The following is a 16,235-nucleotide window of genomic DNA, read 5'->3' on the forward strand; positions in this document are numbered from 1 at the left end:
TTGCCGTTCACGTTTGTAGACATTTCCTGAGCTCTCGAGGCGATGGATCCCCGTCCGATGTTGAAGCGCTGATTCGCAAAAACATTTTGCCGATTCGACCCCTTCGACCGGGACAGTTGAATATCCGCAAAATTCGTTATAAATCAGCCGTTAGCTTCGTCTACAGAGTAGCATAATTCATTTCGAATGAACATTTTTTAAGCGGATATGACATCCGCTTGTTTGCTGTGCACATTTTGCTTGACTAAACCAAAAAAACTAATGGCACAGGACTTTGTCCCATGCCGTTTCGGATTACATTTTTATACCCAGTCTAGTCTTTGAGCTTAACTAAATGACATTGCCCTTCAGGCTCCTTTTTTGCTATCTAAAATGAAGGGTAACGGAACTCCATTCCGCTATTCCTCCCGAAAAACTACCACGGCAGCGAGTAACGGAACTCCATTCCGTTATTTCAAAGATTTTGCCGCTCACACCTATACCGATCCCTGAATAACGGAACCTAGTTCCGCTATTCTCGTGCACAGCTCCAACTCCCCGTATTTACGGAACACAGTTCCGCTATCACCACACATCATAAAAAAGAGCCCATGCTAACTATCGCATGAGCTCCAAGCTCCAAAAACTCCTACGACTCGATCGGAGTACCCCGCTCGTTCAGCCGCCCATGCGCTGCATCCTCCGTCAAGCGCTCCAGCCAGCGCAGCTCCACGATCGCGTGCTCCCACTGGCCCTTCATCACTTGCAGGGAGCAGCGCGGCACAATCTCCAGATGCTCCTCATAGATCCGCTCCATCACAGCGACTCGAGCCCGCTGCTCCTCCAGCTTTTTCTGCAGCACCTTATGGATCTGCTCCTGATCGCCGTTCCAGGCAAACACCAGCGCCGCGTACATCGGATGAAACACCGGTGAAGTGGAAGCGAACTGCTCGATCAGCATCTCTTGAAACAGCTTTCGGCCCGCTTCTGTAATTCGATACACCGTACGGTCGGGGCGTCCGCCTTCTTTGACTGTCTCGAGCACTTCGACGTAGCCTGATTTTTTCAGCTGATCAATGGCGTAGTAGAGCGAGCCCTCCTGCATCTTGATGTAGTTGAGCATCGCGCGGTCCTTCATTTTGTGCCGCATCTCGTAAGGATGACTGTCCGCTTCCATCAGCAGGCCCAGAATGACAAGCTTCATGGACATGCCGGTTCACCTGCCTTCTTAGTGCCCATGAGTGTGTACCGGAGTGCCCTGCTCTCCCCCAGGCTGCCCTTCGCCTTCCTTGCGCGGCCCTCTGGCTCCGCCAAGCTCCAGCTTCGCTTTGCCCATCAATAGAATAAAGATCAGCGCGATGACAGCAATCACGATGGTTACCTTGAATACAAATGCGATCGAACCCGCAAGCCCTTCGATTAGCTTACTCATTACTTCAGGCGGAATGTGCGCTTGCACCTGCGGCGACAGAAGCGCTCTAGCATCCGCCGGAGCGGCACCGCTGCTTTGAGCCGGCAGCAGCTCGGCAAGACGATTTTTCATCGCTGCAGCTTGCACGCTGCCCAGTACCGTGACACCCACGGCCGAACCGATCGAACGGAAAAAGGCGGTCATGGACGTAACAACTCCACGGAACTGAGGGCTAACCCCATGCAGGGAGGACATCGAGGTAACCGGAAAGCTCGTTCCGATGCCCAGCCCCATCAAAATCATGAACATCGTAATCTCCCAGCGCGGCGTAACGGTTGAAATCGTGCCAAGCAGGGAAGTAGCAATCAGCAGCAGCAGCACGGAAACCAGCATAATGTTGCGGAACGCCGTTTTGCCGATAAAGCGTCCGCCGATCATACTGCTCGCCACGACGCCAAGCATCATCGGAGTCAGCACCAAGCCGGAGCTTGTCGCGGTGCCTTGGAACACGCCTTGGATGAACAGCGGAATATAGGTAGCTGCCGACATCATCAGCGCGCCATAGAAGAAGCCCACACCCATGCTGGAGGTGAACAAGCGATTTTTAAACAGTCCAAGCGGAACGACCGGCGAAGCCGCTTTGCGCTCCACGAGTAAGAACAACACCAGCAGGATGGCTGCCGCGACGAACAAACCAATGATCATGCCGGAGTCCCAAGCGTACTCTTTGCCGCCCATTTCAAGACCAAACATTAAGCACAAGACCGATGCGGCAAACACCAGCGTCCCCAGCCAGTCGATGCGCTGATTCGGGTTGTTCGGCAGTACCGGATGATAAAACAACGAAATCAGAATGAGCGAAACGATCCCCAGCGGCAGGTTAATGTAGAAAATCCACGTCCAATCCACATTATCGGTAAAATAAGCGCCCGCCAGCGGTCCAAGCACACTGGAGATGCCAAATACCGCACCAAACAGCCCCTGCATCTTGCCTCGCTTCTCCGGTGGAAATACATCGAATACAATTGCAAACGTAATCGGCATCAGCGCACCGCCGCCAAGGCCTTGAATCGCGCGGTAAATGATGAGCTGCGTCATCGTGGTGGACGTACCGCAGAGCGCGGAACCGATCATGAACACGACCAGACCGAGCAGGAAAAAGGTTTTACGCCCATACATGTCGCCCAATTTGCCGAAGATCGGCATCGAGACCACGTTAGCGATCAGGTAAGCGGAGAATACCCATACGTATTTATCGAGTCCCCCCAGCTTTCCGACAATCGTAGGCATGGCGGTGGATACGATGGTTTGGTCCAGCGCGGCCAGCAGCAGCCCCAGCATGAGCCCGACCACAGTCCATGTAATGTTGGATTTTTTTAGAGCCATTGTTCTTCCCCTTTACAAATTACTTAAATTATAATACTTAAATTATTATACTCAAATTTGAGTAAATGACAATGCAGAGTGTTGTTTTTAACAAAAAAATTACGCTGTTCTCGTCCATTCCCGTCTTTCCGCTAGTTTGCCCTATCTTCTTATGTATCATATAATGGAATTATCCGAGAAATTCGATTTCTATTAACTGGATTAATCAATTTTTATTTTTGACTCATACTACGGTAACGACCGTTCTTTGCTGCTTGGGAGAGGAGGAACGCGCGTGAATTTGAATCAGCTGGAGACGCTGATCACCATATCCAAAACGATGAGCTTCCGGAAGGCCGGCGAGCTTCTGAACCTGACACAACCCGCGGTTTCCGCTCAAATCAAGAGCCTCGAGGATGAATTTAAGACGGTCCTGATCGATCGCAACCAGCCAGTCACGCTGACGGACAGCGGACGGGTTTTTTTGGAGCATGCAGAATCGATTCTGCAGACGGTGGAAGACTTGAAGCAGCGCTTGGCTGATTTGAACCAGACGCCTCAGGGACATATTCATCTAGGAACGACGACCTCGATTGCGATTCAGATTTTGCCGCGGGTGCTGTCGTATTTTCAGAACCAGTTTCCTTTGATCAAAACAACCATTCATTCCATGACCACCTCGCAAATTATGATCAGTGTGGAGAATGGCTCGATCGATATCGGCATCACTTATTTGTTCGACAAGCATCCGGCGCTCGAAAGCTCGGTGCTGTACTACGACACCTTCGAGCTGGTGGTCGCATCGAGCCATCCGCTGGCGAAGTACGCGCATATTCCGATCGAGAGGCTGCATGAGCTGCCGCTCATCATGCTGTCGCCGGAAACCGCCGGACGCCGGTTTGTCGATCAGATTCTGAAGCAGCTCAATATTACGCCCCAGGTCGTCATGGAGCTGTCGAGCAGCGAGGAAGTGAAACGGATGGTGGAGCTGAACTTGGGCGCGGCGATCATCTCGAAGATGTCGATCCAGAATGAGCTCCGGCTCGGCACACTCAAGATGGTCAAGGTCAATGAGCTCGAGATCAGCCACCCTGTAGGAGTGGTCTATAAATCCGGGCGGTATTTGAGCTCGGCGCTGCATCAATTTTTGCTGGATCTCAAGGGCATGCAGGAGATTCAATTCATAGGATCGGAGTGAAATGGCGATGAAATTCGATTTGCATACCCATCATGAGCGCTGCGGTCACGCCATCGGAACGATTCGGGACTACATCGAAGCCGGTATTCGGCACGGTCTTCAGGTGATCGGCATTTCCGATCATTCCCCGTACTTTGCCAGCGCGAAGGATCGCGAGCAGCCCGGCATCGCCATGGCCAAAAGCGAGTTTCAGCGATATATCGACGAAGTGCTGAAGCTGAAGGCCGAATATGCGGGCCGCATCGATGTGCTGCTTGGCGTGGAGTCAGATTTTTTCCCCGAGCATGCAGAGCTGTATCGGAAGATGTATGAGCCTTATCCATTCGATTATATTATCGGTTCGGTACACTTATCCGGCGGCGTCAGCATTTTCAACAAAAAGCGCTGGAACGGCCTGACGGACCGCCAAAAGGTCGAGCAAAAAGAGCTCTACTACGACCTGATCGAGCAGTCGGCGCGCAGCGGGATGTTTCAAATTCTCGGGCACATTGACGCCATGCGCGGCTTTTACCCGGCGTTCGCCGATATTCAGACGGATGCGGTGGACAAAACGCTCCAAACGATCGCCAAGCACAACATCGCCATCGAGATTAATACCTCCGGCAAAACGAAGGACTGCGGCGGCTGGTACCCGATCGATGCGGTGCTGGAGCGGGCCCATCATTACGGCGTGAAGGTGAGCTTCGGCTCGGATGCGCATAAGCCGGAGCGTGTAGGTGACGATTTCGAAGAGGTGGCACAGCGGCTAAAGGAGATCGGCTACCGCGAATGGTTTTATTTTAAAGAAAAGCAGCCCCAGGCTGTGCCGTTATAAAATGTTTAAAGCCGGTCTATCCCTTGGCGGATAGCCGGCTTTTTGTGTTCGTTTAGAGCAGCGGGCGGTAGCCCAGCTTGCTCATTTGCTCGGCGATCACCCGGTAGCCTTGGCTGTTCGGATGCACGCCGTCGTAGGATAACAGCTCTCGTTCGCGCCCCGCGAATGAGGCGTACACGGGAGCCACTTTGAAATAGTCATTTTCCAAGCTTTGGATGCTTTGATTGAACCGCTGCACCCAATGAACGGCGAGCGCCATGTCGGGCAACGGATTATACAGGTCCGCCGCCCGGATGATGTACCGCCGTGACCGGTTTCCTTTCAGCTTCAGGATCGTCTCGATCAAGTCGGCATATTGATCATGGCACTTGGTGAGCGCCTGCTCTAACACATTCATATCCTTATGCGACGCGAACCGCTTGGCCGCTTGGATTAAGTCATTGCCGCCCGCAGTGAGCGTAATGATGTCCGCTCCGGCCATCGTGCTGCGCACCCGCTCATTTTTTTGAAGCATCTTCAGAATATCCCCCGTCGTGGCTCCGGATATCCCGTGGTTACTGCTTTTGACATGTTGACCTGCATACTTTGCCGTCAGCATTCGGTATTGGGGCACAAGTCCCATGCCAGACTGTGCGCCGACGCCGGCCGTGAGAGAGTCTCCGGCTGCAACATAGATCAGCAAAGGCGCCGCCTCCTCGCATCTGTGGTTAACGCCGCTTTTTGGGTCGGCTGCGTCTCATCTTGGGGGGGAGACTGGCTGTTTTTGCCGTTCCTCCCAGCAATCCGCCAAGGCCTCCGCCTCCCAAGCTTCCGAAGCTGCTGAACAATTTAAAGATCGGACCGATTTGCTTGATGATGGAATAAATCTTTTGAACCTTACTCATCGTCGAGAGGATGCCGTCCAAGCCGCCTAAACTCTTAATCAGCGAAAATCCTCCGCCTGAGGCGCCTCCAGCCGCTGCTCCCGCTCCACCGGCACTAAACCCTGGCCCCGCGGCCGTTCCCCCTCCAAAGCCTGGAATTCCAGGGCCCGCCTGGCCCGCTCCTCCCCCAGGATTGAACAGCCCCTGCACCTCCACATTGTTTAAATATGGATTCGGCTTGGCGATCCGGGGCTTTCTTACTACATTGCGATATGGAGTGTACGGTGCCCGTTTCTTGCTCATACCCATCCCTTTCCTTTCGCATAGGCGCACTGTCCCCGCAGGCTCACTCGCCGAGACCGGACTCCCCGACGGTACACCTGCATCGGCGTGAGACGCGCTGACTTGTCTATTTATTGTTAGCGTATGTGAAACCGCCTGTATTGGTTATAGGCCTGTGAACAGAGGCGCGGAAAATGGGTGTACAGCTGCTCTTTAGTGACGTAGGACGCACCCGAGAAATGTCTCCTTGAGCGCCCCAGCCATGCTATAATCCAAGTAAAGTGATAAATGTGGAGGCCCGTTTCCGTATGGTACACGAAAAGCAATATCCGCTGACAGGAAAACGCTTCATCGATTCGAAGCAGCGGGGCAAGGCGCGCTGTGAAGTGGGCTGGAACTGGCATCCGGCGCCGCTGGCGGACTACGATCTCTGGTATGTCGTCTCCGGTCAAGGCACGATGCGGATTGGTGAGAGGAGCTACCCGGCCCGCAAAGGCGCATGCTTTGTAGTCCACCCTGGGGATCAGCCGCACGCTGAGCAAAATTTGGAGGACCGGCTGACGGTGATTTTTATCCATTTTCGTATGGCAGATGCGCTTGGGCTCGGTGGGAGCGAACCTTCGGTAGAGCTGCTTCATGAGAGGGTCGTGTATGTGGAGGATACGCACGAATTCGAGATGCTGCTTCATCGCACGCTGGAATGCTCCTACCAGCAACCGCTCTGGGCGGAGGAGGAGTTCGACTGCCTGCTGAAGCAGATCCTGATCGCTCTGTTCCGCTCGCAGCAGCGCTCCGATTCCCATGCCGCCGTATCCAAAAAGCAGGCGCAGGCGATTCGGCGAGTCGTTCACCGCATCCATGAGGGCGCCGGCCATCGATTCCCGCTAGAGGAGCTGGCGGAGCTCGTCGGGCTGAATCCGGCATATTTAAGCAAGCTGTTCAAAGCCTATACCGGCGTTTCGCTCAAGCACTACATGACTCAGGTGAGGATGGAGCGAGCTATGCACCTGCTGACAGAGACGTCGATGAATGTGTCTCAGGTGTCCGATGCGCTGCGGTACTCGACCGTATTTTTGTTCAGCAAGCAGTTTAAGCAGCATTATGGCGCGCCGCCTTCCGCCTATGCCCTGAGCTCGCTCCCCTCTCGGCCGCATCACTGATTTTGAAAATATACGGGTAAGTATAAAGAATCGACGCTTCGCTCCATTCTCTCTCTGTCCTTTGCGGGTGTAAGATACAGATATAGCTGAAACCGCTAACAATAGTTGATATTCGACTTAGCAACAAGGAGGAATGGGAATGAGCTCACCGTTGTATTCTTATGACACCGAAGATAAGGTCAAGCTGGCGCATGATATCGCCGATTCGATGTACCGCTTTGACCAAATCGCCGAGGATCGGATTCCGACGCTGCAGGATGTGTCCGAGGCCGATGTGAAAAAGTTCTGGGAGCAGGGCTACTTGGTGGTGGAGCAAGCACTGAGCGAGGATGAAGTCAGCACCTCCATCGAGGCGATCATGGACATTTTGTCCGGTAAGTCGCAGGGGTCGAAGGTTCAATTAGTGAAAAAACGCAGCGAGCTGAAAACGTTCGAGGAGGTCGAGCTGGCCGCCCGCAAGGTGCACGATTATATCGATCATGAGCCTCGCCTGTGGAACATCGCTCACCAGGAGGGCATCCTCGGGGTGATGGAGAAGCTGTTCGCGGAAAAGCCAAAGGTCGTACAGGATCAAGCGATCCTGAAGCCGCCGACCGGGGGAGCAGAGAAGCCGTGGCACCAGGACATGGCCTACGGCAACCTGGCTTATGACCGCCCCGTCATCGGGATCTGGATTGCGCTGGATCCGGCGGAGCTGGATAACGGCTGTATGCACGTCATCCCGTACTCGCACCGCGAAGGCGGCGCACCGCACTATGCCGTGCGGGACTGGCAGCTTTGCGATGCGTCCGTACACGTGGAACGGGATGTCGCCGTGCCTCTGAAGCCGGGCGGCGTCCTGATCTTCTCAGGCATGCTGCACCACGGGACACCGCCGAATTTCTCGACGAAGCGCCGCCGCGCCCTACAGCTTCACTATGCGCCGGTCTCTGCGGAGAAGATCAGCCCGCAGGAGTATAAGCGCATCTACACGAATGAGATGACTGGAGCCGAGTGCTAGACTCATACGAAAAAGCAGACTACGAATGAACTCGTAGCCTGCTTTTTTCATTTTCGTTTGGCTGCAGCAAGGATCTGGATGGATCGGCTTCGACCGCAGCCGGTTCTTCTGTTAAGGGTTCCTCCTGCGGGCTCCAGACGCGCAGCGCCGGGCGAAGCGCAAGAATAAGAATCGCCGAGAGGATCATCAGCAGGCCATTGGTCCGAATAACGTGGGACGAGCCTGCGAATTGGGCCACAAACCCGACGGTCAGCGAAGACAGCGGCTGTACGCCTACGGCGATCATCACCTGCAGGCTCAGCACCCTGGCTCGCATATTGGGCGGCGCCAGCACCTGCAGCAGCCCTTTCACCGTCGTCAGCACCACCGGCTGGGCAAAGGCGGCACAGAAAATCGCCAGCAGCGTAAACGGCAGCCAGGTGGAGAACGAAAACACGCCGAACCACAAGCCGGTCCAAGCAATGACGGCCGACAGCACCCATCCCGTCCGCTTCACCTGCTGAAGCAGCGGCGTGAGCACCAAGGCGCTGAAGAAGGAGCCTGCGCCGAACGTCCCCATCATCGTCCCCAGCGTCTCCGGTCCTCCGTGCAGCAGATGATCCGCAATTTCGGGGAAGAGCTGCGTATTGACGAAGCCGAACAGGGTCGTCATCGCTGTAAACGCGATCAGCTCCTGAATTCGCGGCTTTCTCCGTACGAAAGCAAGACCAGCGCGAAAATCCGATAGCGGGTTGCTGGAGCTGATCTGCCGCTCTTGGGAAGCTTTGACCAGGAACAAACTCGTGAGCACCGCGATATAACTCAATCCATTCAGCCAAAAAGCCGGCGCTTCCCCGAAGCTGCCGATCATCCAGCCGGCTGCGGATGGCCCGATTACCCGCGTCACCTGCTCCATAATCGCGTTCAAGGTGAAGCCTTTGCGCACTTGCTCCACACCGGATAAGTCGCCCAAGAATGCCTGCTGCGACGGGATATCAAGCGCATTTACGCACCCCAATATGCCCGCCAATACATAGACATGCCACAACCGAACCGCTCCCGTATGGACCAGCGTCCCCAGGACGACGGCAAGCACCATGGCCAGCAGATTCGTATAAATGAGCAGCCTCCGGCGGTCGAGCCGGTCAGCCGTCACGCCGGAGAACGGCCCGAGCAGCAGCACGGGAAGCGTGTTCAGCATCGCTACGATTCCCAGCGCGGCCGTCGAGCCGGTGAGCCGCCAGACGACCCAAGCCTGCGCGGTGCCCTGCATCCAGTTACCGAGCATCGATACGCCCTGCCCGCTAATATAGATTCGAAAATTGCGATTGCGCAAGGGCGACAGCGTATCCATCAAATGACGAACCAAGGCGTCACCTCATTCCTCCACGATGGCGACCGGGCGAGCCCAACCGGCACTGGCTTTTTCCACTTTGACAGGGAAGCAGCTTACTTTGAAGCCGAACGGCTTCGGAAGCTGATCCAAATTCGCCAGCTTCTCGATCTGGCAGTATTCCCGGTCCTTGCCCACAAAATGCGCTGCCCACAGGACACCCTCCCTCGGCTGCTGTTTATAAGCATCCGCCTGCAGGTTGAGCGGGATGTCCCAGCCCCAGCCGTCCGTGCCGACCACCTTGATGCCTTGATCCAAAAGCCACAGCGTTGCCTCGGCCGACACCCCGGCGTGAAGAAACGCATAATGCTCGTGGTACAGCCGTTTGTCCGCATCGCTTCGGATGAGCACGATATCCAGCGGCTTCAGCGTATAGCCGATCCGGTCCAGCTCGGTGATCAGATCGTCCGTCGTAATCTCATAGCCCGGCGGCTTCGCACTAAAATCAAGCACCACACCGTCAGAGTAAAACCATTCGAGCGGCAGCTCGTCGATCGTTCTGGCCGGCTTTCCTTCCGATGTAGGCCAGTAATGCCATGGCGCGTCGACGTGCGTCCCTGCATGCGTATTCAGCGTGACCGTTTCCGTGGCCCATGCTCTGCTTTCCGGAAAATCATCCGGCTTCAGGCCAAGGATGGCTGCCGCTTGCTGCGCCCCGGCCTCATGGCTGGCATAGTCGATGGCGGCCGGCAGCGGCTCGCGGATGCGTGGACTGATCGGCACGCTTAAGTCGATAAGCTTCACTTGCGGATTCCTCCTCATCATCTTCCCATTCGATTCAAGTATACCATATCGTTCCAACCGCCAAGGACCTGCGTACGCAAAAAAAAGCCGCCTCACGCCCGGGAATCCCCCTGCATGAAACAGCCGCTTACCTTCCAGCTTATGAAACCCCGCTCCGCTCCAGCAGCGCTTTTCCGGCTATGCCGGGCTGCGTCATTTGGTACGGATCAAGAATTTGATCCAGCTCTTCTTCCGTCAGCACGTTGTACAGCAAGCAGAGCTCGCGGGGCGATTTGCCGCTCACGATGGCTTCGCGGGCGATCCGGGCCGACACTTCATAGCCCAGATGCGGGTTGAGCGCGGTCATGATGCCGACGCTTTTCTCCACGTATTCCCGGCACAGCTGCTCATTGGCTTCAATGCCTTCGAGGCAATATTTTTGGAACACCTTGAACACCTGATTCATCATGCTGAGCGATTGCAGCAGGTTGAAGACCAGCACCGGCTCCATCACGTTCAGCTCCAGCTGACCGGCTTCGGACGCCAGGCAGATCGTATGATCGTTGCCGATGACCTGGAACGCCACCTGATTGACGACCTCGCACATGACCGGGTTCACCTTGCCCGGCATGATCGACGAGCCCGGCTGACGCGGCGGCAGGCTGATCTCACCGAGCCCCGCCCGGGGACCGGAGGCCATGAGACGTAGGTCGTTCGCCACCTTCGACATGTTGATCATGCACACCTTCAGCGCTGCCGAGACCTCCGTGTACGCATCGGTATTTTGCGTGGCATCAACTAGGTGCTCGGCGCTCTTCAGCGGGAACCCGCTGATCTCCGCCAGCCGCCGGACGACGGCTTCAATATACAGCGGCTCCGCGTTGAGCCCCGTGCCCACGGCCGTGGCCCCCATGTTCACCTCGTACAAATGCTCCTGCGTTTGCCTAATCCGCTTAATATCGCGTCCCAGCACGCGGGTGTACGCCTCGAACTCCTGGCCTAACCGGATCGGCACCGCGTCCTGCAGGTGGGTTCGGCCCATTTTGATAATGCCGTCGAACTCCTGCGCCTTCTTCTCGAATACCCCGTGCAGCTCCTCCATCGTTGCGAGCAGCTTGCGGATGGACGTCAGCACCGCCAGATGGATCGCTGTAGGAAAGCTGTCGTTGGTCGACTGCGCCATGTTGACATGCGTATTCGGGCTGAGCTCGAAGTAGCTGCCTTTTTCCTTGCCCAGAAGCTCCAAAGCGCGGTTGGCAATGACCTCGTTCGTGTTCATATTGATCGAGGTGCCTGCGCCCCCCTGAATCGGATCTACGATAAATTGATCATGCCACTGCCCTGCGATGATTTCGTCCGCCGCTTGGATAATCGCCTCGGCCAGCTGCGGCTGCAGCCTTTTGATCTCGTGATTGGCACCGGCGGCCGCCTTCTTCACCATCGCCATCGCCCGAATCAGCTGCTCATCGATGCGATAGCCGCTGATCGGAAAATTATCTACGGCGCGCAGCGTCTGAATCCCATAATAAGCATCGACCGGTACTTCCTTGGTGCCCAAAAAATCTTTCTCTATCCGCATTATTGTCGTCCTCTCGCTCATCATGCTGTCGTTTTATTACAATATTCCCCAACCAGGGACCTTCCATTCTGCGGCTTAATAGGACTGAAACGCCCGAATCACAGCCGGTACGTCGCGCGTCGTAATGGATCGCACGCCCAGCCCGATCATCCGTTTGATCTCTTCCTCGTCATTCACGGTCCACACGTAGACCGGCAGCTGAACCGACTGCGCAGCCTCCACCAGCTCGGCACGGCACAGCTTATAATTGATATTAATTCCGATGCAGGAGGCGGCCAGCGCTTCCTCGATCGTTTGCTTCACGGCGCTCATATAATCGGTTTCTTTAAACAGCGCGCTGTTCGCGTTCAGCACCTTCCGAATCTCGGGATGGTGCTTCTGTATGTAAGCCGCCCGGGCCGCTTCCGTTCCCGACAGAAACGCTTGATCAAGCATGTTCTCTGCCAGGACCAGCTTCGCCATCGGCTCGATGCAGGCATCGCTTTTCAAATCCAGATTGACGCGCTTGCCGCTGGCCTTCACGATCGGTAAAATTTCCGCCAAGCTGACAATCCGGCTCTTCCGGCCGTCGTGCTTGTCGATGATCTCGTCGGACTGCAGCTCCTCGAATGTCAGCTCCGACAGCTTGCATACGCCTCGGGAAGCCAGATGCACTTCGCTGTCATGCAGCAGCACCGCTACCCCGTCCTTCGTCGCTCCGATATCCACTTCTACAATGTCGGCCCCTGAACGGAGGCCTAGTTCTAACGATTCCACCGAGTTGTCCGGTGTGTTCATGCATCCCGTATGGGCCGTGATGAACGGTAACGTCATGTGGCAGCTCACCTGCTTTTTTGAGTTTGGCAACCGTAATGCAGCGACATTCGAAAATATCGCTTTCACATTATACTAGATTTGCATTCGGTCGACGAGCGTTTTTTGCAAACGCTTTAATCGCGTCCATCTGAGCAGCTTCATCCCCAGCATTCTACGCACGATCACATACGCCAGCGCCATAGAAACGATCGCAGCCGCGTAATAGATCAGGAGATTCGTGACATCGTACGTCGTCTGTGGTCCATTCCCATCATAAAAATGACGGCCCAGCATATGCTCCACCACCATGCCTCCGAACAAAAACGAGCACAGCAGCACTCCCGTGGTCAACAACGGACGCAGGCGCGGATGCAGCAGCAGCTTCCCGTTGTGTTCGTTCCAGGAGGCTCGCGCCATTCGGAGCATCCCCCAAACACTGGCTGCCGTAACGCACACCGGGATCAAAAACGACCACAAGCCAAAATACAGCTGGCGCGTGTAGTCCATGTACTCCTTCGGAGGACCCACATCTCCATAGGCGGCCACATCGGTGGCAAGCGAAAACATGCGCCGAATATCAATTAGCTTAATCGGGAATGAAAGATTTTCAAAGGCAAAGCTGGTTGCCTGACCAAAAAACCACACCTCATGCAGATCAGTTCTCCCAAGCGCAAAATAATGCAGGGAAACCACCTCCCGAAGCATTCCTAACAGCCCGAACGGAAGCAGAAGTACAATTACGCCGAACGCCGCCTGGGCAATGAAGCTGCCCCTGACCAGCCCCAGCCACAGCGATAAACTGAACACCCCGCTTAAGATCAACAGCTGATGGATGTAGTACATCCCCAATAAGGTGCGGGGAATATACTGGCTCAAAATCGTCGTATGAACAACCGCCAGCTGAATAAGCACTCCGAGCGTGACCGAGCCGATGATGTGGACCATGCCGAGTGCCCATTGGGATAAAAAGAGATGCTCCCGCTTCACAGGCATAGCGTACGTATATTCCAAGCTCTGATTCCCACGGCGAAAGCCGACGAGAAAGGCTGGAAGTCCGATACAAAGCATGAGCTGCAGCAGAGAGATCAGGTCCAAATCAACGCCGAAATAATAGTGCCACGTTGAGCCATGCTCCGAGGCATACTTCACATTGGACTCCACCTCGCCGGCATGGCCATATAGCTTGAACCCAGCATACACCGCCACCAGCCAGAAGGCCCAAAGAATATATTTGGTCTGCTTGACATGCTGATACCATAAGCCTTTATGAAACATACCGGTCTCCGCCTCCTAAGGTGCTGATGAACAAATCCTCAATGGTCACGGGCAGCTCCTCCAGCAGCAGCGGCTCAAGGCGCTGCAGCAGCTCGAGGGTTTGCGCCGCATTACGCTTCAAAAGCAGCGTCGTTACCCGGCCGACCTGCGAGAGCACCTCCACATCCGCCAATTGCCCCAATGGAATAGCGCCCATATCGGCGAAGGCCACCTGCACTTTTTTGAACGTCATCTTCACCTCGTCGATACGGAGGACGGATTCGATCGTCGTATCCTTCAGCATGAGGACGACGTCCGCTATTTTTTCCAGCTCCTGCAGGTGATGGGAGGAAATGAGTAGCGCGATCTGGCGCTCCGACACCTCTTCGATCAGCAGCTGCATGATCTGCTTTTTCACAATCACATCAAGCCCGTTGGTCGGTTCATCCAGCAAAATCAGCTTAGCCCGTGTTGACAGCGCCAGTATTATGGACAGCAGCGCCTTCATGCCTTTGGAAAAACTCCGGAGACTCCGATTCGCCGGCAGCTGAAACCTGTCCAGCCAGGCATAGAACGCTTGCTCGTCGAACGGCTCGTACATATGCCGATGAAGCTTCACCAGCTCCTTAGCCGTATAGCCGTTAAACATGCTGATCGAATCCGGCACGTAATACATGCTCATCTTAATCAGCGGATGCTGGGTCAGATTCACGCCGTCCAGCAGTACTTCCCCTTGATCGGGGTCCAGAATGCCTGCGAGCAGCCGCAGCAGAGTCGATTTACCCACACCGTTGCGGCCGACAAGCCCTGTAATCGTCCCGCTGTGAATTTCAAAGCTAATTCTCTCAATAATCGTCTTTCCGTCAATTGCTTTAGTCAGATTGCGGACGGTTAGCATGGCTCTCGCCTCCCAATTCGTTCAAATAGCCGTCGATCCATTGCACCAAAGTGTCCCGGCTTACCCCGAGGTAAGAGGATTCTATGACCAGCATCTTCAGTGCCTGCCGAATGTCTCCCAGCTGTTGCTCGCTTCCCTGCGGCACCACGGTCTCGGTGATAAAGGTCCCTTTGCCTCGGCGTGTCTCGATGATTCTCTGCCGCTCCAGCTCCTGATACGCTTTGCTCACCGTGTTGGGGTTGATGAGCAGCGACGAGGCCAGCTCGCGGACGGACGGCAGCTTGTCTCCGGGCTGGAGCACTTTTTTGAGCAAGAGCTCCTTCAGCTGCTGCACAATCTGCTCCCAGATCGGCGTGGTGCTGCGCTCATCGATATGTATAAGCAAGCTCTCATCCTCTCCCTTCATCCTGAGCCTAGACATAACATTATGTGTATTACTACTCATAGGACACTTAGTACATTATATGCACTGGAACATCCTGTCAATCCTTTTCTTGGAAAAAGAAAAACCGGAGACCTATGTTCAGGCCACCGGCTAATTTTATAAACAAGCTATAAAGTCTTAAGAAATTGAAAAATTTTATCGTGCATCCCCGGCAGCTGCTCATGGGCAAAATCCGGGTAAATCTCCAGCTGCACAGGGGCGGTCATTTTGTTAATGGCGGCAAATTGCGTGGACGGCGGACAGATGTTGTCCATCAGCCCTACTCCGATCAGCACCTCGGCCTGGATACGGGAAGCCAGATGCTGAATATCGATATAGCCCAGCTTCGTAAAAATGTCGTCCTCGCGCTTGTGCTGCGGATCGAAGTGGCGGAAATACGTACGCAGCTCCGCATACGCGTCCTTCGCCAGATCCATCTCCCACACGCGTTTGTAGTCGCTCAAAAACGGGTACACCGGCGCCGCCTTCTTGATCCGGGGCTCCAGTGCCGCACACGCGATCGCCAGCGCGCCGCCTTGCGACCAGCCGGTTGATGCCACCCGGTCGGCATCGACCTCGTCGAAGCCCATCACGATGTTTGCCAGCTGCGCCGTATCTAGAAAAATGTGTCTAAACAGCAGATTGTCCGGCTTATCGTCCAACCCTCGGATGAAGTGACCGTGGTGCGTGGTCCCCTTGATCCCGCCGGTATCCTCGGAGCGCCCGCCTTGTCCGCGAACGTCCATCGCTGCAAACGAAAATCCGAGCGCGGCGTACTGCAGCTTATCGTGCCAATCCCCGGAATGACCGGTATAGCCATGAAAATGAAGCACGGCCGGATGCGGCTCGGCCGTCCCCTTCGGGCGAATATATTTAGCATGTATACGTGCACCGCGAACCCCGGTGAAATACAGATCGAAGCACTCCGCGTACGGCACCGTAAACTCGGCAGGCACCAGCTCCACCTGCGGATCGGTCTGCCTCATTTCCTCGAGCGCAGCCTCCCAGTATTCGGCGTGATCGTCCGGTCGCGGATTGCGTCCCTCGTACTCCTTGAGCTTGGCCAGCGGCATATCCAGTAACGGCATTTCAAAACTCACCCTTCCAAGATTTAGTTG

Annotated in this window: 16 protein-coding genes; 4 read left to right on the plus strand and 12 right to left on the minus strand. The window is 55.2% G+C overall.

Going from position 1 to position 16,235, the window contains the following annotated elements; translation table 11 throughout:
• Window positions 1-628: 628 nt before the first annotated feature.
• Both FPZ49_RS31000 and FPZ49_RS31005 read right to left on the minus strand, forming a co-directional pair.
• Window positions 629-1,189, minus strand: coding sequence for a PadR family transcriptional regulator (locus FPZ49_RS31000; RefSeq protein WP_144854220.1), 561 nt, complete (start codon window positions 1,187-1,189; stop codon window positions 629-631).
• 18 nt (window positions 1,190-1,207) lie between these two features.
• On the minus strand, window positions 1,208-2,776 hold the full coding sequence (locus FPZ49_RS31005) for an MDR family MFS transporter (protein WP_144854221.1): 1,569 nt from the start codon (window positions 2,774-2,776) through the stop codon (window positions 1,208-1,210).
• Between the two features lie 274 nt (window positions 2,777-3,050).
• Between FPZ49_RS31005 and FPZ49_RS31010 the strand changes: the two genes are divergently transcribed.
• Window positions 3,051-3,953, plus strand: coding sequence for a LysR family transcriptional regulator (locus tag FPZ49_RS31010; RefSeq protein WP_144854222.1), 903 nt, complete (start codon window positions 3,051-3,053; stop codon window positions 3,951-3,953).
• 7 nt (window positions 3,954-3,960) lie between these two features.
• A complete protein-coding gene (locus FPZ49_RS31015; protein WP_144854223.1) occupies window positions 3,961-4,767 on the plus strand; it encodes a histidinol-phosphatase in 807 nt (268 codons plus the stop codon).
• A gap of 52 nt (window positions 4,768-4,819) precedes the next feature.
• Here the strand turns inward: FPZ49_RS31015 and FPZ49_RS31020 are convergent, their stop codons facing one another.
• Window positions 4,820-5,449 carry a GDSL-type esterase/lipase family protein gene (locus FPZ49_RS31020; protein ID WP_144854224.1) on the minus strand — a complete coding sequence of 210 codons (630 nt, stop codon included), beginning with the start codon at window positions 5,447-5,449 and terminating at the stop codon, window positions 4,820-4,822.
• Window positions 5,450-5,474: 25 nt separating this feature from the next.
• Complete coding sequence (locus tag FPZ49_RS37130) at window positions 5,475-5,933, minus strand: hypothetical protein (protein WP_261381706.1); 459 nt, start codon at window positions 5,931-5,933, stop codon at window positions 5,475-5,477.
• Window positions 5,934-6,220: 287 nt separating this feature from the next.
• On the opposite strand from FPZ49_RS37130, the gene FPZ49_RS31030 reads away from it, so the two are divergent.
• Together FPZ49_RS31030 and FPZ49_RS31035 are read left to right on the plus strand one after the other, a co-directional pair.
• On the plus strand, window positions 6,221-7,072 hold the full coding sequence (locus FPZ49_RS31030) for a helix-turn-helix domain-containing protein (RefSeq protein WP_144854225.1): 852 nt from the start codon (window positions 6,221-6,223) through the stop codon (window positions 7,070-7,072).
• A gap of 139 nt (window positions 7,073-7,211) precedes the next feature.
• Window positions 7,212-8,072, plus strand: coding sequence for a phytanoyl-CoA dioxygenase family protein (locus tag FPZ49_RS31035; RefSeq protein ID WP_186446209.1), 861 nt, complete (start codon window positions 7,212-7,214; stop codon window positions 8,070-8,072).
• Between the two features lie 19 nt (window positions 8,073-8,091).
• Here FPZ49_RS31035 and FPZ49_RS31040 read toward each other — a convergent pair whose 3' ends face one another.
• From FPZ49_RS31040 to FPZ49_RS31075, 8 genes are all read right to left on the minus strand, one after another.
• On the minus strand, window positions 8,092-9,420 hold the full coding sequence (locus FPZ49_RS31040) for an MFS transporter (RefSeq protein WP_144854227.1): 1,329 nt from the start codon (window positions 9,418-9,420) through the stop codon (window positions 8,092-8,094).
• Window positions 9,421-9,429: 9 nt separating this feature from the next.
• Window positions 9,430-10,188 (minus strand): cyclase family protein, encoded by a 759-nt coding sequence (locus FPZ49_RS31045; protein ID WP_391563890.1) that lies wholly within the window; start codon window positions 10,186-10,188, stop codon window positions 9,430-9,432.
• 139 nt (window positions 10,189-10,327) lie between these two features.
• Window positions 10,328-11,767, minus strand: a complete 1,440-nt coding sequence (gene aspA, locus FPZ49_RS31050) for an aspartate ammonia-lyase (protein ID WP_144854254.1) — start codon at window positions 11,765-11,767, stop codon at window positions 10,328-10,330.
• Between the two features lie 54 nt (window positions 11,768-11,821).
• A complete protein-coding gene (locus FPZ49_RS31055) occupies window positions 11,822-12,559 on the minus strand; it encodes a glycerophosphodiester phosphodiesterase (RefSeq protein WP_144854228.1) in 738 nt (245 codons plus the stop codon).
• 75 nt (window positions 12,560-12,634) lie between these two features.
• Complete coding sequence (locus FPZ49_RS31060) at window positions 12,635-13,816, minus strand: hypothetical protein (protein WP_144854229.1); 1,182 nt, start codon at window positions 13,814-13,816, stop codon at window positions 12,635-12,637.
• Window positions 13,806-14,693, minus strand: a complete 888-nt coding sequence (locus FPZ49_RS31065; RefSeq protein WP_144854230.1) for an ABC transporter ATP-binding protein — start codon at window positions 14,691-14,693, stop codon at window positions 13,806-13,808. The genes FPZ49_RS31060 and FPZ49_RS31065 overlap by 11 nt, the downstream gene beginning before the upstream one ends.
• Window positions 14,668-15,078 (minus strand): GntR family transcriptional regulator, encoded by a 411-nt coding sequence (locus FPZ49_RS31070; RefSeq protein WP_144854231.1) that lies wholly within the window; start codon window positions 15,076-15,078, stop codon window positions 14,668-14,670. The genes FPZ49_RS31065 and FPZ49_RS31070 overlap by 26 nt, the downstream gene beginning before the upstream one ends.
• A gap of 167 nt (window positions 15,079-15,245) precedes the next feature.
• Complete coding sequence (locus tag FPZ49_RS31075; RefSeq protein ID WP_144854232.1) at window positions 15,246-16,205, minus strand: alpha/beta fold hydrolase; 960 nt, start codon at window positions 16,203-16,205, stop codon at window positions 15,246-15,248.
• Window positions 16,206-16,235 lie beyond the last annotated feature (30 nt).

It is taken from the genome of Paenibacillus cremeus, from assembly GCF_007786445.1.
Taxonomy (GTDB): Bacteria; Bacillota; Bacilli; order Paenibacillales; family NBRC-103111; genus Paenibacillus_G; species Paenibacillus_G cremeus.

Coding starts and splice junctions, on each gene's coding strand:
- FPZ49_RS31000 (WP_144854220.1), bottom strand. CDS start 1,189: ATGTCCATGAAGCTTGTCATTCTGGGCCTGCTGATGGAAGCGGACAGT.
- FPZ49_RS31005 (WP_144854221.1), bottom strand. CDS start 2,776: ATGGCTCTAAAAAAATCCAACATTACATGGACTGTGGTCGGGCTCATG.
- FPZ49_RS31015 (WP_144854223.1), top strand. CDS start 3,961: ATGAAATTCGATTTGCATACCCATCATGAGCGCTGCGGTCACGCCATC.
- FPZ49_RS37130 (WP_261381706.1), bottom strand. CDS start 5,933: ATGAGCAAGAAACGGGCACCGTACACTCCATATCGCAATGTAGTAAGA.
- FPZ49_RS31030 (WP_144854225.1), top strand. CDS start 6,221: ATGGTACACGAAAAGCAATATCCGCTGACAGGAAAACGCTTCATCGAT.
- FPZ49_RS31035 (WP_186446209.1), top strand. CDS start 7,212: ATGAGCTCACCGTTGTATTCTTATGACACCGAAGATAAGGTCAAGCTG.
- aspA (WP_144854254.1), bottom strand. CDS start 11,767: ATGAGCGAGAGGACGACAATAATGCGGATAGAGAAAGATTTTTTGGGC.
- FPZ49_RS31055 (WP_144854228.1), bottom strand. CDS start 12,559: ATGACGTTACCGTTCATCACGGCCCATACGGGATGCATGAACACACCG.
- FPZ49_RS31060 (WP_144854229.1), bottom strand. CDS start 13,816: ATGTTTCATAAAGGCTTATGGTATCAGCATGTCAAGCAGACCAAATAT.
- FPZ49_RS31065 (WP_144854230.1), bottom strand. CDS start 14,693: ATGCTAACCGTCCGCAATCTGACTAAAGCAATTGACGGAAAGACGATT.
- FPZ49_RS31075 (WP_144854232.1), bottom strand. CDS start 16,205: ATGCCGTTACTGGATATGCCGCTGGCCAAGCTCAAGGAGTACGAGGGA.